The 19,694-nt window shown below is 42.1% G+C and carries 21 protein-coding genes; 19 read left to right on the top strand and 2 right to left on the bottom strand.

Translation table 11 applies throughout. The features are described 5' to 3' along the window. Positions 1 to 440: 440 nt before the first annotated feature. Positions 441 to 596: a hypothetical protein gene (locus VB077_RS13065; RefSeq protein ID WP_323415686.1), complete on the bottom strand. Its 156-nt coding sequence runs from the start codon at positions 594 to 596 to the stop codon at positions 441 to 443. A gap of 346 nt (positions 597 to 942) precedes the next feature. On the opposite strand from VB077_RS13065, the gene VB077_RS13060 reads away from it, so the two are divergent. The 18 genes from VB077_RS13060 (at position 943) to VB077_RS12975 (ending at position 17,068) form a co-directional block, all read left to right on the top strand. Then, on the top strand, positions 943 to 1,623 hold the full coding sequence (locus VB077_RS13060) for a hypothetical protein (protein WP_323415685.1): 681 nt from the start codon (positions 943 to 945) through the stop codon (positions 1,621 to 1,623). A 92-nt stretch (positions 1,624 to 1,715) separates the two neighbouring features. Further along, positions 1,716 to 3,101 (top strand): MBOAT family O-acyltransferase, encoded by a 1,386-nt coding sequence (locus VB077_RS13055; RefSeq protein WP_323415684.1) that lies wholly within the window; start codon positions 1,716 to 1,718, stop codon positions 3,099 to 3,101. A gap of 17 nt (positions 3,102 to 3,118) precedes the next feature. Next, positions 3,119 to 4,219: a DHHW family protein gene (locus tag VB077_RS13050; RefSeq protein ID WP_323415683.1), complete on the top strand. Its 1,101-nt coding sequence runs from the start codon at positions 3,119 to 3,121 to the stop codon at positions 4,217 to 4,219. 72 nt (positions 4,220 to 4,291) lie between these two features. After that, on the top strand, positions 4,292 to 4,573 hold the full coding sequence (locus tag VB077_RS13045) for a YabP/YqfC family sporulation protein (protein WP_323415682.1): 282 nt from the start codon (positions 4,292 to 4,294) through the stop codon (positions 4,571 to 4,573). Continuing rightward, entirely contained in the window at positions 4,573 to 5,787 is a 1,215-nt protein-coding gene (gene yqfD, locus VB077_RS13040; protein WP_323415681.1) for a sporulation protein YqfD, read from the top strand. Before VB077_RS13045 ends, yqfD begins: the two co-directional genes overlap by 1 nt. 14 nt (positions 5,788 to 5,801) lie before the next feature. Continuing rightward, positions 5,802 to 6,779, top strand: a complete 978-nt coding sequence (locus tag VB077_RS13035; protein WP_323415680.1) for a PhoH family protein — start codon at positions 5,802 to 5,804, stop codon at positions 6,777 to 6,779. Between the two features lie 21 nt (positions 6,780 to 6,800). Next, the gene (locus VB077_RS13030) at positions 6,801 to 9,086 is read left to right on the top strand and encodes an HD family phosphohydrolase (RefSeq protein ID WP_416337063.1); all 2,286 of its coding nucleotides are present in this window, start codon (positions 6,801 to 6,803) and stop codon (positions 9,084 to 9,086) included. A 92-nt stretch (positions 9,087 to 9,178) separates the two neighbouring features. After that, positions 9,179 to 9,655: an rRNA maturation RNase YbeY gene (ybeY, locus tag VB077_RS13025; protein WP_323415678.1), complete on the top strand. Its 477-nt coding sequence runs from the start codon at positions 9,179 to 9,181 to the stop codon at positions 9,653 to 9,655. A gap of 12 nt (positions 9,656 to 9,667) precedes the next feature. Continuing rightward, entirely contained in the window at positions 9,668 to 10,045 is a 378-nt protein-coding gene (locus VB077_RS13020; protein WP_323415677.1) for a diacylglycerol kinase family protein, read from the top strand. 28 nt (positions 10,046 to 10,073) lie between these two features. After that, entirely contained in the window at positions 10,074 to 10,478 is a 405-nt protein-coding gene (locus VB077_RS13015; protein WP_323415676.1) for a cytidine deaminase, read from the top strand. A 50-nt stretch (positions 10,479 to 10,528) separates the two neighbouring features. After that, on the top strand, positions 10,529 to 11,440 hold the full coding sequence (gene era, locus VB077_RS13010; RefSeq protein WP_323415675.1) for a GTPase Era: 912 nt from the start codon (positions 10,529 to 10,531) through the stop codon (positions 11,438 to 11,440). A 37-nt stretch (positions 11,441 to 11,477) separates the two neighbouring features. After that, positions 11,478 to 12,125, top strand: coding sequence for a deoxyribose-phosphate aldolase (gene deoC / locus VB077_RS13005; RefSeq protein WP_323415690.1), 648 nt, complete (start codon positions 11,478 to 11,480; stop codon positions 12,123 to 12,125). 296 nt (positions 12,126 to 12,421) lie between these two features. Continuing rightward, positions 12,422 to 13,240, top strand: a complete 819-nt coding sequence (gene recO / locus VB077_RS13000) for a DNA repair protein RecO (protein ID WP_323415674.1) — start codon at positions 12,422 to 12,424, stop codon at positions 13,238 to 13,240. Beyond that, positions 13,203 to 13,694 carry a DUF4342 domain-containing protein gene (locus VB077_RS12995; protein WP_323415673.1) on the top strand — a complete coding sequence of 164 codons (492 nt, stop codon included), beginning with the start codon at positions 13,203 to 13,205 and terminating at the stop codon, positions 13,692 to 13,694. The genes recO and VB077_RS12995 overlap by 38 nt, the downstream gene beginning before the upstream one ends. Before the next feature lie 288 nt (positions 13,695 to 13,982). Next, a complete protein-coding gene (locus tag VB077_RS12990) occupies positions 13,983 to 14,309 on the top strand; it encodes a thioredoxin family protein (RefSeq protein ID WP_323415672.1) in 327 nt (108 codons plus the stop codon). Between the two features lie 35 nt (positions 14,310 to 14,344). Next, the gene (gene trxB / locus VB077_RS12985) at positions 14,345 to 15,571 is read left to right on the top strand and encodes a thioredoxin-disulfide reductase (protein WP_323415671.1); all 1,227 of its coding nucleotides are present in this window, start codon (positions 14,345 to 14,347) and stop codon (positions 15,569 to 15,571) included. 238 nt (positions 15,572 to 15,809) lie between these two features. Next, the gene (locus VB077_RS12980; RefSeq protein WP_323415670.1) at positions 15,810 to 16,250 is read left to right on the top strand and encodes a hypothetical protein; all 441 of its coding nucleotides are present in this window, start codon (positions 15,810 to 15,812) and stop codon (positions 16,248 to 16,250) included. Between the two features lie 320 nt (positions 16,251 to 16,570). Then, a complete protein-coding gene (locus VB077_RS12975; RefSeq protein WP_323415669.1) occupies positions 16,571 to 17,068 on the top strand; it encodes a hypothetical protein in 498 nt (165 codons plus the stop codon). A 5-nt stretch (positions 17,069 to 17,073) separates the two neighbouring features. Here the strand turns inward: VB077_RS12975 and brnQ are convergent, their stop codons facing one another. Then, positions 17,074 to 18,405, bottom strand: a complete 1,332-nt coding sequence (brnQ, locus tag VB077_RS12970; protein WP_323415668.1) for a branched-chain amino acid transport system II carrier protein — start codon at positions 18,403 to 18,405, stop codon at positions 17,074 to 17,076. Between the two features lie 398 nt (positions 18,406 to 18,803). Here brnQ and glyQ point away from each other — a divergent pair, with 398 nt between their 5' ends. Continuing rightward, positions 18,804 to 19,694, top strand: coding sequence for a glycine--tRNA ligase subunit alpha (gene glyQ / locus VB077_RS12965; RefSeq protein ID WP_323415667.1), 891 nt, complete (start codon positions 18,804 to 18,806; stop codon positions 19,692 to 19,694).

Raw genomic sequence — 19,694 nt, 5'->3', positions numbered from 1 at the left:
TTGGCTAGAACCCAAGGTTATCACATTCGCGCAGCCTCTTAATTTCTTGCAAATCTAGATTTTTAAGTCATCAACCGATGGCTTGCTTTGCTGTGCTCACTTGATTTTGCTGGTACCCCTAACTGATTATTTCAGACTTATTCCACCCTTCAGTTGTTGACAAGTATACTTGGTATTTCAATTATACAATGCCAAGTTGACTTTGCAAAGGCATTCATGCTGTCTTACAATTGAAAATTAACTTAAACGGGATATATTCCACATTGTAACGCCAGTTTTGAAGAAGCATCTTAAATTATATATACCTTTGCTTAAATGATAAAATCTTTACTGCACAAGAAAAAGAGGCTCTGCGGTTTTAACGCATTAAGCCTCTTAAATAAGAACTGGATTGTTAGTTTTGGTCTTGAACTTCTAACGAAATCCTTTAGTAGAATCCTTTAATGATTTTTGGCGCGTTGTTTTTGTTCCTTTGTCGTTTCCCCTAATCGTTCGATCTGAGGCTCATAGCTCTCTTTCTTGATCTCCTGAAAATGTTCATCCACATCAGGAAATTTATTGACTAATTCTTGTCTGCGTGATTCGTCTTTGCTCAAAAAGAACACCCCCTAAAATGAAATTTCAATTTATTTATAACCCGCTTTAACAGTATTTCCTGATTTGATGGAATGATGTTGGGATTTTTTATCGAATCCATAAATTTATTGGGTTTTGTTCGACAATTTTACCTGGAAACAAATGATTGGTAAATAAGTCACCAGTTTTAGAAGGGATTTCTAATTATTTTGTTGTATAAAAAAATATATAGTTTCCATATAATTAACATTTTAAAATCTAAATCAATAAAAAGTAATATATCTAAAACTTTTTTGGGTATTATTTCGTCTAAATAATAGGGTATCTATTACATTGATGAACTAATCAATCTTAAAGGAGCGTATTATGAAGAAATTACTATTACTTCTACTTACTCTTGTTGTTGCTATGGTTATTACAGGATGTTCCAAATCGAATTCACCTGAAGAAAGCGACGCTGGCACAGATCAAACTCAGACTATTGTGTCGGAAGATAACGCTGAAAATCAATCTGAGACTTCGCTTGATGAGAAGCCTCAGATAGAGTCTGAAGCGAAACCGGAATCCAAACCGGAACCAGAACCGGAGCCGGTTACGAAGCCGGAAACAAAGCCGGATACGTTGCCTGACACAAAACCGGAAACGAAGCCTGAAGATAATATTCTTAAAGGTGAACTTAAAGATATTATTGGAAAAATATATTCGATTGCGGGGGTAAAACTCCCTCAAACAACTTTTACGGAATTAACACCTGAGAATTCGGAGTATTTTATTGGCACAAACAATATTGAATACGTTGAAGCTTTGGCTTCGGAACCTTCTATAGGTTCATACCCCCATTCCTTAGTCTTAATAAGAGTAAAAGATGGTACTGATATAAATAAAGCTAAAGCTGAGATAAAAAACAAAGTAAACCCAAGAAAATGGATATGTGTAGGTGTTGAGCCGGAAAAAGTTGTTATCGACAATATTGACAATCTAATTATCTTGGTCATGGATAATGAATCCGATAAATTTCATAACGCTTTCTTATCTCTGGCAAAGTAAAAACAAAATAAAAATGTGTAAACAAGATCTTTAGAATGATATAAAGCTCTTGCTTTTATATACGGAGCTTTTATATACAGAGGGACAAAACCATGGTTTTTTCAAGTATTACTTTTTTATACTTTTTCCTGCCGATCGTTTTAGTATTATATTTTATTACACCCCATAAATTTAAAAATTATATTTTGCTTCTGGCAAGTTTGTTTTTTTATTTCTGCGGAGAACCAAAGTATACATTTTTGCTTATCGCTTCAATCGCGGTTAATTACCTTCATGGGATATTAATAGAAAGACATCGTGATACAAAAGCTGCAAAAGGCTTTGTTGTATCTGCGGTTATAATAAACTTGTTATTGCTGGGAATATTTAAATATTCTAATTTTTTTATAAGCAATATAAGTCACATGTTCAATATTGACATAAAGTTCGTAGAAATAGCCCTGCCGATAGGCATTAGCTTTTATACCTTTCAAGCGATGAGTTATGTGATTGATGTATATACGGGAGAAGTAAAGGCGCAAAAGAACGTCCTTAATTTAGCGTTATATATCTCTCTTTTTCCGCAATTAGTTGCCGGGCCAATCGTGAGATACAAAACAATAAAGGATGAATTGATTAAAAGAGATCATTCCTTTGATGATTTTGCCTATGGAGTAAAGCGCTTTGTTATTGGACTTTCAAAGAAGGTATTATTGGCTAATTCATTAGGTGAACTCTGGAAATTTGCAATCTATACAGAACAGCCGTCTGTTCTTTTTTATTGGTTAGGCGCTATCGGATTTACGTTGCAAATATACTTTGATTTTTCCGGTTACAGCGATATGGCAATCGGCTTAGGGAGAATTTTCGGTTTTCACTTCTTAGAAAACTTTAATTACCCTTATATCTCCAAAAGTATAACGGAGTTTTGGCGTAGGTGGCATATTTCCCTTGGAACATGGTTTAGGGATTATCTTTATATTCCTCTGGGGGGAAATAGAACGACAAAGTTCAAGTGGCTTTGCAATATTTTTATTGTGTGGTTTTGTACCGGGTTTTGGCATGGCGCCGCTTGGAATTTTATTATATGGGGTGTCGGGTTTGGCGTAATTCTAGTCGCAGAAAAACTGTTTTTATTAAAGTTTTTAGAAAAAATCCCGTCTGTTTTCTCCCACATTTATACTTTAATGATTATCATTTTTGGTTTCGTTATATTTAATAGCTCAAGCATTACTGATGCCATACAATATATGAAGGGCATGCTTAATCTATTAAGTATACCGATATTTTCCAGAGAGGCTTTATATTATCTGGGAAGCTATAAGATTTTAATAACTTTAGCCATTCTGTGTTCCACACCAATTCCATTACGCGTCGCCCGAAAAATAGCCCAAAAAATAAATAATTTCGAACCTATTATCTATATTGCTTTATTGACTGTGGCAACGGGCTTTATAATTGATTCATCCTTTAATCCGTTCATATATTTTAGATTTTAATAAAAAAGGTTTGTATAATGAAAAATAAAATTATTACTTTTACATTTTTAATTTATTTAATATCGATCCTCATATTAAATATAGCGGCACCGGAGAAAAATGTATCTGAAAGCGAAAGACGCAAATTGGCAGAATTCCCGCCTTTATCTGCAGAAACACTTTTTAATGAAGATTTTTTTGACAAACTTGAAAAGTACGAGTTGGATCAGATGGTTTTCAGAGATGGCTTTAGGACGGTTAAAGCAATTACAGAGTTCTCGGTTTTTAATAAATATGATAATAATGATATTTTTATTGAAAATGGTTGTGTATTTAAAATGGAATATCCCTATAATCAGAAGAGTGTATATAATTTGAGCAAAAAAATGAATGAAATATATGATACCTATTTAAAGGGGATGAATGTTTATTATTCGATCATTCCCGATAAAAATTATTTTATAAAGGATAATGATAAGCATCTTTTTATAGATTATAAGGATATGATTTCTATTCTTAATGCCGAAATAACCGACATGGAATATATTGATGTTTTTAATTGCTTATCTCTTGATGATTATTACAGAACCGATATCCATTGGAAGCAGGAGAGTCTTGGCAAAGTCGTCGATGCTTTAGGTAACAAAATGCATTTGCCCAATGATTTTAATGATGATGCATATGTGAAGAAAACATTTTCGCCTTTTTACGGCTCTTTCTATGGCCAGGCGGCATTGCCGGTAAATCCTGATGTGCTAACTTATCTTACAAATGACGCGATTGAGAATGCGGTTGTAGACAATTACGAATATACAGGGGATGACAAGAGTTCACAAAAGGTTTATGACACAGACAAGCTTATGGGGATTGATTCATATGATGTCTTTTTATCGGGAGCAACACCATTTATCGAAATTGAAAACCCACAAAATAATTCAGGAAAAGAGCTTATTATTTTTAGGGATTCTTTTGCAAGCAGCTTAGCGCCGCTATTGCTTTCAGAATACAGTAAAATAACCCTTATTGATTTGAGGTATGTAAACTCTAAAATGTTAGGGGAATTGGTGAACTTTGATAATCAAGATGTCTTGTTTCTATACAATACAACAGTCGTGAATAACAGCAATATTCTGAAGTGAATTTTGTCCCAAAGGCTTGGACTAATTTGACTCCTCTCTTCATAAACATGGTTTTGAAGGGAGGAGTCTTCTATGTTTGATAAGCTTTCGAAGAATGTTGGCAATGCTTTAGATTTTCCGCCGGATGTCTCAGGCAACGGCCCAAAGATAACCATAACCGGACGTCAGGAGGTTCTGGTTGAAAATTATCAGGATATCGTGGAGTTCACGACGGAGGAGATCCGTTTAAGTACGCTCGAGGGTGAGCTTTGTTTAATCGGTCAAGGTTTTGTGCTCAGAACGGTTTTGGCGACAGAGCTGCGGATCGAAGGTCAACTCACTTCACTGACGTTCGGGGGAGGGAGTGATCGCTGATGCTGGTCAAGTTTGGCCCCTTTTGGAATGGACGGATTATCTTTGCTGCGCGCGGTAATCAGCTGGCTCGCTTTGTTAATGAAGGAATTCGTGACGGCATAGTTTTCTTTAAGACGCAAAAATCGGAGCGAGGACTGAAAGCACAAGTCAGTATTGCCGATTTCAAAAGATTGCGCCGTGCCGCACGTCTTACGCATACACGCGTTCATATCCTCGCAAAATATGGTTGGCCTTTTATTGCCCTTCGCTGGTGGCGCAGAAAAACATTGATGGCGGGGATTTTAATCATTGGCTTAACGCTTGTTGCCTTGTCCCAGATGGTGCTGTCTGTCAAAGTAGCGGGAAATAATATGATTCCCGAAGAACAGCTTTTGCAAAGTGCGGAGAATTTAGGACTCAAAATCTGGGTTTGGCAGAAAGATGTGGATACCCGCAAAATCGCTAAAGCGTTAGTCGAAGAATTCCCGGATGCAGCTTGGGTCGGGATTGATCAACAAGGGACACAAATCACCATCAATGTTAAAGAAAAAATCCGGCCTATCGTTCAAACGGAGCGCGGGAATCTTGTCGCCAACCGAACCGGAATCCTTCATGAACTGATGGTCATCCAGGGAACAGCACTCGTTCATGAAGGAGAAACGGTAAAAGCGGGTCAGGTTTTAATCGAGGCTCCGGCAAGTCTTGATAATGCGAGTGCCCAGCCTAAACCCGGTGTTGTTTCCAAGCCGAATCCGACGCTGCCGCAAGCAATTCCTGCGGCGAAAGGGTTTGCTCGGGGTCGTGTTTGGTACACTGCCGAAGCCACGGTACCCCTGAGCGAAGAGAAGATTCAAGAGAGTGGACAAAGTGCCAAAGGCTGGGGTATAAAAATCAGTGACCGTGTCATAATGATAACAACACCTGAATCCCCATTTGAACAAGTGACAAAAGAAGTTAAGACCCACACCTACTCCTTGGGAAGGAATTGGCATTTCCCTGTCGAAATACTATCTGTTGATTATAAAGAATTAGAGACTGTGCATTTGACACGGACGAAAGAGGAAGCACGACAAGTCGCCGAGAAGCAAGCCAGAGATGAGATCTCATCCAAGATTTCACCGGGGGCCGGCATCATTGAAGAGCACGTGCGTATCTTAGCCGGGAGTGCTGATACAGAGCGCGTACGCGTAGAAACGGAAACATATGAAGATTTAGCGGTGTATCCTAATCCGTAAACGGAGGCGAAAGGTTGACGAAAGAATCTAAGCTTATTTTAAATAATACAGCCGAAGCGATGAATCTATTGGGCTTGGAAGATATTCATTTACGGCTATTAGAAGAACGTTTGGGAGGACGTTGTATTGTTCGTGGGGGAGAAATGACGATTACGGGTGAAGCCGAAGACGTTGACAAGACCGAGAAAGCGGTCGATGAACTTCTGGTGATGATTCGCCAAGGTCATCATTTGACACCTATGGATGTATCGTATATTATTACTCAAGTTGAAGAGGGTCAAGATTCGGGAATAGCGGAGATGCTTTCCAAAGTTTTCGCGACCACTCACAGAGGGCGTCCGATCAAGGCCAAAACCCTAGGTCAAGCGCAGTACATGGAATCCATTGATAAGAATACCCTCGTTTTTGGCATAGGACCGGCAGGCACAGGAAAAACATATCTGGCTGTCGTTATGGCAGTACGCGCCTTGCGCTCCAAAGCGGTCAACAGGATTGTCCTGACTCGTCCGGCTGTTGAGGCAGGGGAGAAACTCGGCTTTTTGCCGGGCGATCTTCAAGAAAAAATCGACCCCTATCTCCGGCCGCTTTATGATGCATTATATGATCTCTTGGGCCCGGAGACGGTTCAAAGGTATATTGAAAAGGGGACGATTGAAATTGCGCCTCTCGCCTATATGCGCGGGAGGACATTGGATGATTCGTTTATTATTCTAGATGAAGCCCAGAACACAACGCCCGAACAAATGAAGATGTTTTTAACCCGGTTAGGTTTTGCTTCTCAGGCGGTAGTGACTGGGGATATCACTCAGGTCGACTTGCCGCGGGGACATTATTCTGGGTTAGTTGAAGTCCAGGACATTTTAAAAAATATCCCGGATATTACTTTTCACTATTTTACAGCGGCTGATGTTGTTCGTAATCCACTGGTGCAAAAGATTATCCAGGCTTATGAACAAATGGAAGAAGGAGAAGGCCGGCGGGATCGTTCCTAGATTCCCGTTTGGGAAAGAAGGATGTACTTGAAGAAAAAAAAGCTCGGGCTTTTAGAAGCACTGGCCAATTTGAAGAAAGACACCACTGGGCAGCCTCTTATTGCTGTTGTGGTGTATTTTCTGCTATTTACGGTTTTACTTTCTTCGGGGCTTTTTACCTCGCGTTTGAATATTCATTTGGGGGATCCGTCTCCTCAGTTGATTACTGCTCCTTGGACGAAAGATATTGAGGATTATGAAAAATATAAGAGTGATCAGGATGCGGCTGCTCAAGCGGTTAAGCCCGTATATACACCTGATGAAGATTATCTTTCCGGTGTTGCTAAGGATTTAAGCAAAGCCTTTGTCGCCCTTAATGAAGCGGTTAATAGTTCTGATGATGCTTCGACGATCATTGCCAGGCTTCGCCAAACCTTACCCTTTGGGGGCTTAACAGACGGAGTTTTGAAAAATCTGATTGGGGCATCCCCCCAGCTTCTTGATGAAAAAGAAAAGATCGCCACCCAAATTATTATCGGGGATGCGCGGGGAAGCGATACCGGGGCGCATAATTCTAATGAAGTTACAACACTTCGTGACAGCATGAAACAAGATATTGACAAGGCAGCCTTGACCGGTGATTTTAAGATCTTTTTACAGGCTTTTGTGGATACCCGAATTACGCAGCCAACGTTAATCGTAGACGAACATGCGACTGAACAGTTGCGCCAATCGGCCCGTGCTTCCGTGAAGCTTGAAGTTCATAGTTATAAAGCGGGTCAAAAAATCGTCGGGCCCGGCGAGATTGTCGACGAGAGTGTGATGCGGGTTTTAACGGCATATGGATTAGTAAAAACGCTTTCGCCTTGGCGTACGGTTACCGGAATAGCTTTAGTTGTGTTAATCAGCATGTTCACCATGATTTTATATGCGCGTCAGTATCGGCGGCATACTCCCCAATTGCTTCCTAAAATGCTTTTAATGGGCTTAAGTATAACCCTTGTTTTAGTGATCGGGAAAGGAATTTTAGCCTTAAATCTGGGAGGTTCTCAATTTAATGCTCTTGCAGGGATTCTTATTCCTACGGCTTGGGCAACGATGACGATTGCAATTTTGATCGATCCTGAAACGGCCTTGTTAAGTTCGATGATTATAGCAGTTTTCGTCGGTATTTTAGCAGACCCCATCGTAGCGACATCCTATGGTTTACAGATTGCGATTATTTCCTTATTTAGCGGGGTTGTCGGCGTTTTCAGTGTCTCGCGTTTAAGTCAGCGTTCTGATTTAGCCCGTGCCAGTTTATCTATTTCAGTGATTAACGTGATATCGGTCAGTGCAATTGCTTTGACTTCCGGAATGGGATTTACCGCCTGGCTTGTCGGTGTTTTGCTCGGGATTGTGAATGGTCTGAGCTCTTCTGTTCTTACGGTCGGGACGCTGCATTGGTTTGAAGCGGCGTTTCATATTACCTCCGCTATTCGTTTGTTAGAGCTTTCCAACCCCAATCGCCCTCTCCTGAAACGGTTATTGGTAGAGGCACCGGGGACCTATCATCACAGTGTCCTTGTCGGCAATCTTGCGGAAGCGGCGGCCGAAGAGGTTGAAGCCGATGCCGTTTTGGTTCGGGTAGGAGCGATGTATCATGATATCGGCAAGCTCAAACGCCCCTATTTCTTTATCGAAAATCAGTTTGCTCAGGATAATCCTCATGATAAAATTGCGCCTACATTAAGCGCGCTTATCATTACTTCCCATATCAAAGATGGCTTGGAAATGGCGAAAGAGGAAAAACTTCCGCAGGCGATTCAAGATATTATTGCCCAGCACCATGGGGACAGCATCGTCAGCTTCTTCTATCATAAGGCGGTTGAAGATAACCCTGAGACCCCGGAAGAAACGTTTCATTATGAAGGACCGCGACCTCAGACTAAAGAAACAGCACTTGTTATGCTTGCCGATAGTGTTGAGGCAGCTGTGCGCTCAATGAAGCAAGCCACCCCGGGACGAATTGAAGGGTTGGTTCGCAAAATTATTAAGGACAAGCTTAACAATGATCAACTGAATCAAAGTGATTTAACGTTTCGTGATTTAGATAAGATCGCAGATGCTTTTCTTCGTGTTTTGACCGGAATATTCCATTCCCGTGTTGAATATCCGGAATTTCCCACTAAAATAAAAAATGCAGTTCCTGTCATTGCTGATGCGGCGGAAGATGCGGAGAAGGTTGAAGAAACTTCCCCGAAGGCTGATGAAGTGAAGGCTGGGAAGGAAGCAAAAGAAGCAAAAGAAGCGGAAAAGGAAAAAGAAGCGAAAGAACCTCAAGCATAATCTGAGCCGGAACCTTAAAAAGCTCGTTAGGATAATAATTGCAGCAGACACGAAGGGAGGGAGGAGTTGCCTTAGGGGCGACTCCCAGGAATGTGTTACTGGATATCAATTGGGAAGAACAGACGATTCCTGAACATGAACGGGAACGGATTAAGAAATATTTTGAGCAGGGCATTGCGGAAGCCATTCGTGTTGCCGAGGGACCTGGGGAAGCTGAAGTGAGTCTTACGCTGGTCGATGATCAGCGTATTCATGAATTGAATCGAGACTACCGCGGTGTTGACCGTCCGACAGATGTTCTTTCCTTTGCGCTTCGGGATGAGGTTGAGGATGAACCGGAAATTCTTGATTTTGAAGAAGTGATCCTTGGAGATATCATTATCTCTGTGGAGAGGGCAAGATTGCAGGCTAATGATTATGGGCATTCTCTGGAACGGGAATTGGTTTATCTTGCTGTTCACGGGACTTTGCATTTGATGGGCTATGATCATGAAACCGAAGAAGACAAAGCAGAGATGCGCCATCAGGAAGAAACGGTGATGAACAAAATTGGACTCTTTAGAGAGTAGGGATGGCCATTCATGGGAAAAGATCTGAAAACCCGTTCCTTCCGGAAGAGTCTCGGCGAGGCGAATCGGGGAATTCTTTATTCCCTAAGAACGCAGAAGCACCTTCGGTTTCATATATTCAGCGCAAGCATTGTTTTGTTCATGGCTTGGTGGTGTCATCTCAGCCGACCGGAAGTGGTTCTGCTTATTCTGACGATTGGCAGTGTGATTGCGGCTGAGATTTTCAACACGGCAATTGAAGTTGTGGTTGATCTGGCTGAGCCGACTTTTCATCCCCTTGCCGGATTGGCGAAAGATGTTGCTGCGGGTGCCGTTTTAGTGACCGCTATTCAATCCGTGGTTATCGGCATTCTGATTTTTGGGCCGGTGTTAATGGAAGGGATTAAATAAGCATTATTTAATTGAGGGGACAAGATTGATGGAAATTACGGCTGAACAACAGCAAGAACTCATACGACAAGCTAAGGATGCTTACATAAAAGCATATGCTCCATATTCGCATTACCCGGTCGGTGCGGCAACGTTATGGTCTTCAGGCAAGATTTTTGCGGGGTGTAATGTCGAGAATGCAAGCTACGGGTTAACGGTATGCGCGGAACGAAACTCTATTTTTCAAGCGGTGTCCCAAGGCGAACGAAGATTGAAGGCTGTAGCGATAGCGGTTCCGGCGGAACATTTTCCCTCTCCTTGTGGAGCGTGTCGCCAGGTGCTTCGAGAATTTGCGGAGGATTGCTTAGTTATTCTGGTCAATGGACAGGGAAAAACACGGTTGACCCGTTTAAAAACGCTGCTTCCTGATTCGTTTGGACCGGAGTTTCTATAGTCCGGTAAATGCATTGAGTGAATAGACTCTAAATAAGGATGTGTAACATTTTGAAATTATCGAACCCATCCACGGGATTCCGTTCCGGATTTGTCGCGGTGATCGGGCGTCCCAATGCGGGAAAATCGACCCTTCTCAATCAGCTTTTAGGGCAGAAGGTTCTGATTATGTCTGATAAGCCTCAAACGACGCGTAATAAAATCCAGTGTATTTTTACCGAAGAACGGGGACAGATCATTTTTTTAGATACGCCCGGTATTCATAAACCGAAACATAAACTGGGAGAATTCATGGTGGACAGCGCTATGAACGCCTTGCGCGAAGTTGATCTTGTATTATACATCGTCGATGGTGCGGCAGAATTTGGCGGCGGTGAGGAATATATTATTAATACGCTGAAGCAAGTAAAAACACCGTGTATTCTTGTTTTAAACAAAATCGATCTTCTTAAAAAAGAGCAAATCCTCAAATTGATCCAACAGTATTCAAAACTTGCGGATTTTTTAGCGATTGTTCCGCTTTCGGCAAAGACCGGGGAGAACAAAGAGGAATTGCTCAATGTTATTTTTAAACAATTACCTGTTGGCCCAATGTACTATCCGGAAGATGAAGTGACCGATCAGCCTGAACGCTTCATTATGGCAGAGTTGATCAGGGAAAAAGTTTTACAGCTCACCCGGGATGAAGTGCCGCATTCCATTGCCGTCGTTGTTGAAACGGTTGAGGAAAAAGCGACGCTGGTCAAAGTTCGGGCAAATATTATTGTTGAACGTGATTCACAAAAAGGAATTATTATCGGTCAGGGTGGGAAACTTCTTAAAGAGATCGGCAGTCTGGCACGGCACGATATCGAAACCCTGATGGGAAGTAAAGTTTATCTCGAACTTTGGGTGAAGGTGAAAAAGGACTGGCGCAACCGTGCAGTGAATTTACGAGAGCTGGGCTACTCGGATCGTGATTGAGTTTCAACGGAAAATTGAAGAAAGAAGGGTTGTTGAAATGAATCTTGCCGGAATGATTGATCATACTTTACTCAAGCCTGATGCGACAGAGAAGGACATAGTCAAGCTTTGCCATGAAGCGAAACAGTATCAATTTGCCACAGTTTGCGTCAACGGCTCCTATGCGCGCATCGCCTCAAAGCTTCTTCATGGCACAGGCATTGGCGTGGCTGTAGTGGTCGGCTTTCCTTTAGGGGCAGTCTTGACGGAGATAAAAGTAGCGGAAGTTTTTGCGGCGAAAGCCTATGGAGCTCGTGAAATTGATATGGTCATGAATATCGGCTGGGCAAAATCCGGCCAATGGGAAGCGGTTGAAAAAGATATCGGACGCGTTGTTGAAGCCGCGCATTGCTGCGGGTTAGTCGTCAAGGTGATTATTGAAACCTCACTTCTTACAGAAGAAGAAAAACGCCAAGCCGCAGAAATCGTAAAACGCTCAGGTGCTGAGTATATTAAAACTTCGACCGGTTTTGCGGGCGGCGGAGCGACCGTTGAGGATGTCCGCAATCTGAAAGCTTGGGTAGGCGAAGGGGTTAAGGTCAAGGCTTCAGGCGGAATTCGGACACGCGAATTTGCCTTACAGCTCGTGGAGGCCGGTGCGGACCGAATCGGTGCGAGTGCAGGTATCGAACTTATAAAAGAATAGCTAACACGTGCTGCAGATAAAATATATAAAAGAGCTATTTGTTAGGAATGAAGGCTTTTAAGTGAGTCGCATAGCAAGCTTAACTTAAACAAAGAACAGGAGCTTCAGAAGGGCGGCGAATAGGACGTTCGCCGCTGCCAATAGAGCCAAGGATGGCGATTTTTGGCAGGCACCCATCCCATGATTCTTGTTTAAGTCGTGGCTTGGTCGGCGAACGCCTAGTCTGAATGGATAACAAATAGCCTCTTTAAAGTATACTTCGCCAGTGAATGACGAACAATAATGGGGTGTAAGCGTTGAGTGTTTACCAAGCCGATGCGTTGGTGATCCGAAGTCGGGAATATGGGGAATCAGACCGCTTGCTGACGCTTTTTTCACGTGAAAAGGGTAAACTTCACGCTGTCGCTAAAGGAGTTCGTAAGCCAAAGAGCAAACAGAGGGCCGGTGCACAACTTTTTACCTATGCCGATTTTTTGCTTTATCACGGGAGAACACTGGATACGGTGAATCAAGCCAGCCCGAAAGAGAGCTTTTCGCACATATGGGGCAATTTGGAGATGAGCTTAGCGGCTTCGGCTATGGCCGAACTTCTCGATATCGGGACGGTTCAAGGTCAGCCTTATCCTGAATTGTTTACGTTAACATTATCCGGCTTTTTTCTTTTGGAACAACTTGACCCTGCACTTTTGCAAAGTGCTTATGCTTTACGTTTGCTTACGTATTTAGGTTATCGTCCCAAGCTGTCGGAATGTGCCATCTGCGGAAAGCCCATTCATGGGGTACGGATTTATTTCGTCCCTGAAGAGGGCGGAGCGGTCTGCAGTGAATGCTTAGGCGAGAACGCAAGACCCGGACGATGGCTTCAAGCCGGAAGTCTAGCCTTTATGAGACAACTCTTAACAGCTGATGTGACAAAATTGGACCGCTTGCGCTGGAATGAAGGCATGAAAAGAGAGATAATAACCAGCCTTCAATTTCTTTGTGAACAGACCTTTAATCAACGGCTCAAGTCTTGGAGTATGGGAAACCGCTTGGCAAACGTGGAACAAAATCAGTGCGCGAAGGGTGGTAAGGTTGATGAGCGAAATACTGTGGACAGAACTGGAGAAAATTGATATTTTGCGTGAACGTATGGGTGTGAACTATGAACGTGCCCAGTTAGCCTTGGAAGCAGCTCAAGGGGATCTCGTTAAAGCTTTAGCTCAAGTTGAGAAAGAACAGCTGCAAGGGGCGGATAGGATAGGAAGACGGTTTCTCAACAGCGCTAAGGAGCAGATGAAATGTTTAGGCAGAACCCAGCTTAATCTTAATCATGAGGATAAGACAGTGCTGAGCATGTCCGCACCTCTTGGCATTGCTTTAGCCTATACGATTTGGAGGCGTCCGACCTTGAGAATGCTTGGCCTTCTCGGGGCAGCAACGGCAGCCATTAAAAAATACGAGCTCAAAATAAGTTCTGTTGAAGATCAAGCTGTGGAAGAATATGATGAGTATCCCTATGATGTTAAAACGGTGATTATCCCCGATGAGGAATTCTCCCCAAAAGGGGAATCAGAAATCCACGCGTAATTTCGCTTGATATCGCGGTGCCTTAAAACCTCAGGGTGGTTACGGCTACAGAAAGGAAGTATCGCTCACTACCAATACGGTAGTCAGTGGTACTTTCCTTTTTCAATTGCTAAACTAAAAATAATTGATGGGTACCATAGACAAAATATATACCGAGTTGTAGCGAGACTGATAGTGGAATTCATTTTTCTGTGGTATTATTATTTTCATAGGTAATAGTTCTGGTGTGCATTATCTCAAATGGGCACATGCTAAACAAAAACAAGCAATTACAGGGAGTGAAGTAAGATGGCGTTACAACAATTAAATGCATCTCTTTTTGAAGAAAAGATCTATGATGACGGTGAGCCTTGCTTAGTGATTTTCTCAAGGAAAACTTGTCATGTTTGCCAAGGAGTAATCCCTATTTTGGAAGATCTGCAGCCGCAATATAACGGCAAGTTTGGTTTTTATTATGTTGATGTTGAGGAAGATAAATCATTATTCCAAAGATTTTCACTGAAAGGCGTTCCTCAGATTCTTTTCTTTAAGGAAGGAGAATATCAGGGGAAAATGGCCGGTGCGGTTGAAGATGAACAAGTAATGGATAAGATTGCAGAAGTCCTTGAAGCTTAATTGGAGCAAATAATCAAAGAGAAGATGGTGTAGTGATGGAAAACGTGACAGATACCTACGATTTAATCATCATTGGCGGCGGTCCGGCCGGACTTACCGCTGCCATTTATGGCGGCAGGGCGAAACTGAAAACCCTGGTCATCAATAAAGGCACGGTTGGCGGCTTAGTGAATACGACTCGGGAAATTGTAAATTATCCGGGTTATGGGAAAATCAGCGGTTCTGATCTTATGCTTGATTTTAAAAAGCATGCGGAATCTTTTGGCGTAGAATTTGTACGCGGTGAAGTCGTAAGTACTGATTTTTCCCAAGAGCAGAAAATAATCAAAACCAAAAAGAAACAGGTTTATGCCGCTAAGGCAGTGATTATTGCCTGCGGCAGTGAACCCAGACTTCTGAATATTCCCGGGGAGAAAAGGCTCCAAGGCAGCGGTGTTGCCTATTGTGCAACCTGTGATGCCGAATTCTTTGAAGGGGAAGATGTTGTCGTTATCGGCAGCGGTGACCAAGCCATCGAGGAAGGTATGTACATCACCAAGTTTGCCCGCAAAGTTACCGTCATTGTGCTCCACGATGAAGGGGTACTCGATTGCAATAAAGTCAGTGCTGAAAGGGCTTTCCAAAACGAGAAGATGGAGTTTATCTGGAACTCGACCGTTGAGGAGGTCCTTGGAGAAGATAATGTTGAAGGGGTCAGGGTTAAGAACTTAAAAACAGGAGGTTCAAGTGAACTTGCCTGTCAGGGTGTTTTCTTCTTTGTCGGCATGATTCCCGCGACCCATTTCCTCAAAGAAAGCGGCATCGAGATGGACAAAAGAGGTTATATTCCCGTCAATGATATGATGGGGACGAACCTTGAAGGCGTATATGCTGTCGGGGATAACCGGATTAAATATTTACGGCAAGTTGTTTCAGCCGCGGGGGACGGGGCAACGGCAGCTGTTGCCGCCGAGCGCTACATTGAGGAACTAAATGCTTTCAATGAAAGCGTGCTGCAAAGTGATAAGCAGGTACTGCTATCGTTCCTGAATGCCTTAAATAATGAAAGCCTGGAATTCGGTACATTATTAGAAGGAATAAACCAGGAACTGAATGAACAGTTTAAGATCGTCAAAGTCGATATGGCAACTAAAAAAACGCTTGCCCAAAAGTATGGGATTGAAGCAGCCCCTTCGGTTGTCGTATTAGATAAGGGACAAGAAGTCAAACGGCTGGAGTGTTCGATGAATAAGGAGCAATTGAAGGCCCAGTTGAATCAGTAAAATTAGGTTAATCATAACAAAATATCACGGCACAATTTAAGTGCAACGAAACAAGCCTACCTATTGGGTGGGCTTGTTTTATTATGCTGCCATTTCTAACTTTTCAAATTTAATTGCAAAGGAATTATCAACTATATATGTTATAATGTGGGATAGGGAAAATGCTAATTGTAATGCTTTAATTAGGATAATGCGAAGCAAAATGGAATGAGAATTCATTAGAAAAGGGGGAGCAGGAGTGAGTAAAGGAAAACGATTTTCTCTATACTTACTTTTTACAATTTTAGTCTTAATATTTCTGTATCTGGGATTTAGGTATGAGATTAATTTAAGGATACAAACGGGTAAAACTTATAGTTCACCCGCTCAGTACTATTTTTATTCGGCCCTTTTTCCCATTTTAGTGGGTATCATACTCGCTTTACCGGGGTTAATTCGGGAATTCCGAAAAATAGGGAAATGGTCAATGGATTGGATTAAGCTATTGGCGATAGGTGTCCCAACGCTGCTTCTTAACCTTAATCTAATTTTGATTGCGTTTACTCCGATTGGAAAAATTGAATACTTTACAACGTTTAACCCATTTATAGAAGTGATGATTACCGATGAATCGGTAATTTCCTTGTGTGGTGCCATTTTTGGATATATTTTGATTTCTTCATTTAGCAAACGAGATTGAAACTAGCTACTATATTTTATGACACAATTGTAGTATGTCGCGTGCTATAACCCAATGAATTTTAGAGCGAAAGGGATTTGAAAGGTTGTGGGAGAAGTGTTTTTATTTATTTCAGTTCTTCTTGCATCGATGGCATTTTTCGTTAATTTCATCTTTTTGTTAAAGAGGCTAAAGGCGGAGCAAGACACAGGCAATAATACAATAATTGGAACTATATTGATTGGTTATATTGTTTATGGATTATTAGTAATGTAAGAGTGCTTATTGCACAATATTCTTATAATGCGAAGCAATAATTTTGTAAAAAGGTTAGGTTAAAAATGAAGAAGATTGCTAAGTGGATTGGATTAACGATAGCTATTATCGCGGTTTTTGTAATGGCTGTCCGAATTTCAGAATATTATTCTTTGATAAGCAAAAACACTAGAAATCTTGAAATGATTTTATCCGAAAATATTACCTCCGGAAGAAGCGAAAATGGTAATTTAAAAGACTTGATCACCCTTAATTATGATAAGATGTATGTCTTTGAGCCTTATCAATCAATTGATGAAATGGAAAAACAGATTGGTTTTAAATACTCTAAATTAAAAGAAGGAATAAGTGAAGGAATTATTAACATTCTATTGGTCAAAGACAATAAAGCAATTGCCTATTTGTTTGGATATCCAAGCAATACAGGATATTATCTTGAAATACCAAGTGGTGAATACACAAAATCACAAATAGATAAGATGACCTATACAATAAAAGAAAGGCACGTAGGCAATTCGTACGGAACTCCTAAAACATATATATTTTATGAATTGAGAGATTGAGAGTACTATACGATAGCCCCTTTTTCCTCAGTTTTTTCTTCCTTGCTGCGGAATAAATAGCCGATAAAAGCACCAACAATGGCAGGAACAAACCAACCGATGCCATGAGCTTGCAACGGTAGGTAGCCAAGCAAGGATTCGACAGACGCGATATGAATATTTGCGGCCTTGAGACCGTCAAAGAAACTGACAAAACCTGTTGCCGTTAGAGCATAAACGTACACGCTTGATGATCCACCAAACCACTTGTTGATAAACGATAAGAGAATCAGGACGATGGCTATGGGATAAATCATTGTTAATACCGGCAAGGAGAGTTGGATGAGTTGTGTTAACCCGACATTGGCGACAACCATGCTAAATAAGGAAAAAACAACCACAAGGGATTGATAAGAAAGTTTAGGGATCAAATTTGAGAAATATTTGGAACAGGCTGAAACCAAGCCCACAGATGTGGTAATACAGGCAAGAAAGATGGTCATGGCAAGAATGATTGACCCAAAGGGTCCATATAAATGTTGAGCGGCGGCTGATAAGAGTGCTGCACCATTATCTTTTAAACCAATTGTATCAGGGCTTGTTGCGCCGATGAAGGATAGAGAGATATAGACAAAAGCAAGACCGGCGGCGGCGATAACTCCGGCAGAGATACATGAACGGGTTATATCAGCCGGGTCAGTTATGCCCATCTCCTTAATGCCGGAAATGACGACAATTCCAAAAACAAGGGCGGCAAGCGTATCCATCGTTAAATATCCTTGGATAAATCCGGTGGAAAAGGCTTGGGTATCGAAGGGGGCTATCGGCTGCCAAGGTGTGCCCATCGGCGTGATAAAGCCTTTCGCTACTAATATAACTAACACGATTAAAAGCACAGGCGTGATAATTTTTCCGATGCGATCGACGAGTTTGGAAGGAGTCATCGAGAGCCATCCTGTTAACAAGAAAAAGAGTATCGTAAATATCAATAAGGGGATAGGACTGGTGCGAAGCTGCTCACTTAAAAAAGGACTTACCCCTACTTCGTAAGTAACGGTACCGGTACGGGGGGTAGCAAAGAATGGTCCAATCGTAAGATAAACGACAATCGGGAAGATCTTGGCAAACCGAGGACCTACTCTGTTGGCCAGAATATGAAAATCACCGGTGAGAGCAATAGCTGTAATACCTAACAGCGGGAGTCCGACACCTGTTGTTAGAAAACCAAGTACGGCTTTCCAGGCATTAGTTCCGGCTTGCTGTCCAAGATAGGGAGGAAAAATAATATTCCCGGCGCCTAAAAATAGGGCAAATAACATAAAACCGAGGGCAATTAATTGTTTGAAAGAAAGTTTCATTAAAGATACGGCCTCCTAAAGTACATAGTTTATAACAGCTTAAAAGTACATGAATATCATTATAACACAAATCTACATTTAGCTGGCCTCCCTATTTTCCCCATCTTTGAGTTACCTGAGTCGGGATATTTGACATAGGAAAATTACCGGAATATAATAGATTCAAATTGACTTTTCAGTGCTAAGATGAGTAAAAAATTCGACGATCCCCTTAAGAGAGTCCAGGAAAGGTGAAAGCTGGGCGGGTTTAGCGAATTGGGGCAGCTCGGAGCACTTTCAACGAAGGGGATTCTCACGTCTGAGGATCAAACAGGGTGGAACCGCGGGAAAAACTCTCGTCCCTGTAGCTTTAGGCTACGGGGGTGGGAGTTATTTGTATTAATAAGGAGGTTAACTTCATGAAATTTCAAGATATGATCTTGACCCTGAACCGATTTTGGGGAGAACAAGGCTGCGTTTTAGCTCAGCCTTATGACATGGAAAAAGGAGCGGGAACCTTTAACCCGAACACATTTTTAAAAGCGCTCGGCCCGGAGCCGTGGAAGGTTGCTTATGTTGAGCCTTCCCGACGTCCGACCGATGGCCGCTATGGTGAGAATCCCAACCGTTTGCAGCATTATTTTCAATACCAAGTTATTTTAAAACCCTCGCCGGACAATGTTCAGGAGCTTTATCTCCAAAGTCTGGAACGTCTTGGCATTGATGTCAGGGAACACGATATTCGTTTTGTGGAAGACAACTGGGAGTCCCCGACGCTGGGTGCTTGGGGACTGGGCTGGGAAGTCTGGCTTGACGGTATGGAAGTCACTCAGTTCACGTATTTTCAACAATGCGGGGGAATTGACTGCAAACCGGTTTCAGCCGAAATCACCTATGGCTTGGAAAGACTGGCCACTTATATTCAGAATAAAGAAAGCGTCTTTGATATCGAGTATGTCGGCGATGTAACCTATGGGGATATTTTTTTACAGAATGAAATCGACTATTCGCATTACAATTTTGAAGTCGCTGATGTTGAATCACTGCAAACCTGGTTTAATATGTATGAAAAAGAGGCGATCCGCGTCGTGGAAAAAGGCTTAGTTTTACCGGCCTATGATTATGTCCTTAAATGCTCTCATACGTTTAACCTCCTTGAAGCGCGGGGGGCGATCAGCGTTACCGAACGGACAACGTATATTGCCAGGGTGCGTAATTTAGCGAAGCTTTGTGCTCAAGCCTATGTTGAACAGCGCGAAAAACTGGGCTTTCCGCTTCTTAAAAATCAATCCGGCAAGGAGGTAAAGTAA

This window comes from Desulfitobacterium sp., assembly GCF_034927245.1.
Taxonomy (GTDB): Bacteria; Bacillota; Desulfitobacteriia; order Desulfitobacteriales; family Desulfitobacteriaceae; genus Desulfitobacterium_A.
The sequence above is the reverse complement of the archived record's forward strand: the minus strand, read 5'-3'. Positions and strand labels throughout refer to the sequence as shown.

Bases quoted from the DNA above. Each gene is read 5' to 3' on its own strand.
- VB077_RS13060 (WP_323415685.1), top strand. From the start codon at position 943: ATGAAGAAATTACTATTACTTCTACTTACTCTTGTTGTTGCTATGGTT.
- VB077_RS13055 (WP_323415684.1), top strand. From the start codon at position 1,716: ATGGTTTTTTCAAGTATTACTTTTTTATACTTTTTCCTGCCGATCGTT.
- VB077_RS13050 (WP_323415683.1), top strand. From the start codon at position 3,119: ATGAAAAATAAAATTATTACTTTTACATTTTTAATTTATTTAATATCG.
- VB077_RS13045 (WP_323415682.1), top strand. From the start codon at position 4,292: ATGTTTGATAAGCTTTCGAAGAATGTTGGCAATGCTTTAGATTTTCCG.
- yqfD (WP_323415681.1), top strand. From the start codon at position 4,573: ATGCTGGTCAAGTTTGGCCCCTTTTGGAATGGACGGATTATCTTTGCT.
- VB077_RS13030 (WP_416337063.1), top strand. From the start codon at position 6,801: ATGTACTTGAAGAAAAAAAAGCTCGGGCTTTTAGAAGCACTGGCCAAT.
- VB077_RS13020 (WP_323415677.1), top strand. From the start codon at position 9,668: ATGGGAAAAGATCTGAAAACCCGTTCCTTCCGGAAGAGTCTCGGCGAG.
- VB077_RS13015 (WP_323415676.1), top strand. From the start codon at position 10,074: ATGGAAATTACGGCTGAACAACAGCAAGAACTCATACGACAAGCTAAG.
- deoC (WP_323415690.1), top strand. From the start codon at position 11,478: ATGAATCTTGCCGGAATGATTGATCATACTTTACTCAAGCCTGATGCG.
- VB077_RS12995 (WP_323415673.1), top strand. From the start codon at position 13,203: ATGAGCGAAATACTGTGGACAGAACTGGAGAAAATTGATATTTTGCGT.
- VB077_RS12990 (WP_323415672.1), top strand. From the start codon at position 13,983: ATGGCGTTACAACAATTAAATGCATCTCTTTTTGAAGAAAAGATCTAT.
- trxB (WP_323415671.1), top strand. From the start codon at position 14,345: ATGGAAAACGTGACAGATACCTACGATTTAATCATCATTGGCGGCGGT.
- VB077_RS12975 (WP_323415669.1), top strand. From the start codon at position 16,571: ATGAAGAAGATTGCTAAGTGGATTGGATTAACGATAGCTATTATCGCG.
- brnQ (WP_323415668.1), bottom strand. From the start codon at position 18,405: ATGAAACTTTCTTTCAAACAATTAATTGCCCTCGGTTTTATGTTATTT.
- glyQ (WP_323415667.1), top strand. From the start codon at position 18,804: ATGAAATTTCAAGATATGATCTTGACCCTGAACCGATTTTGGGGAGAA.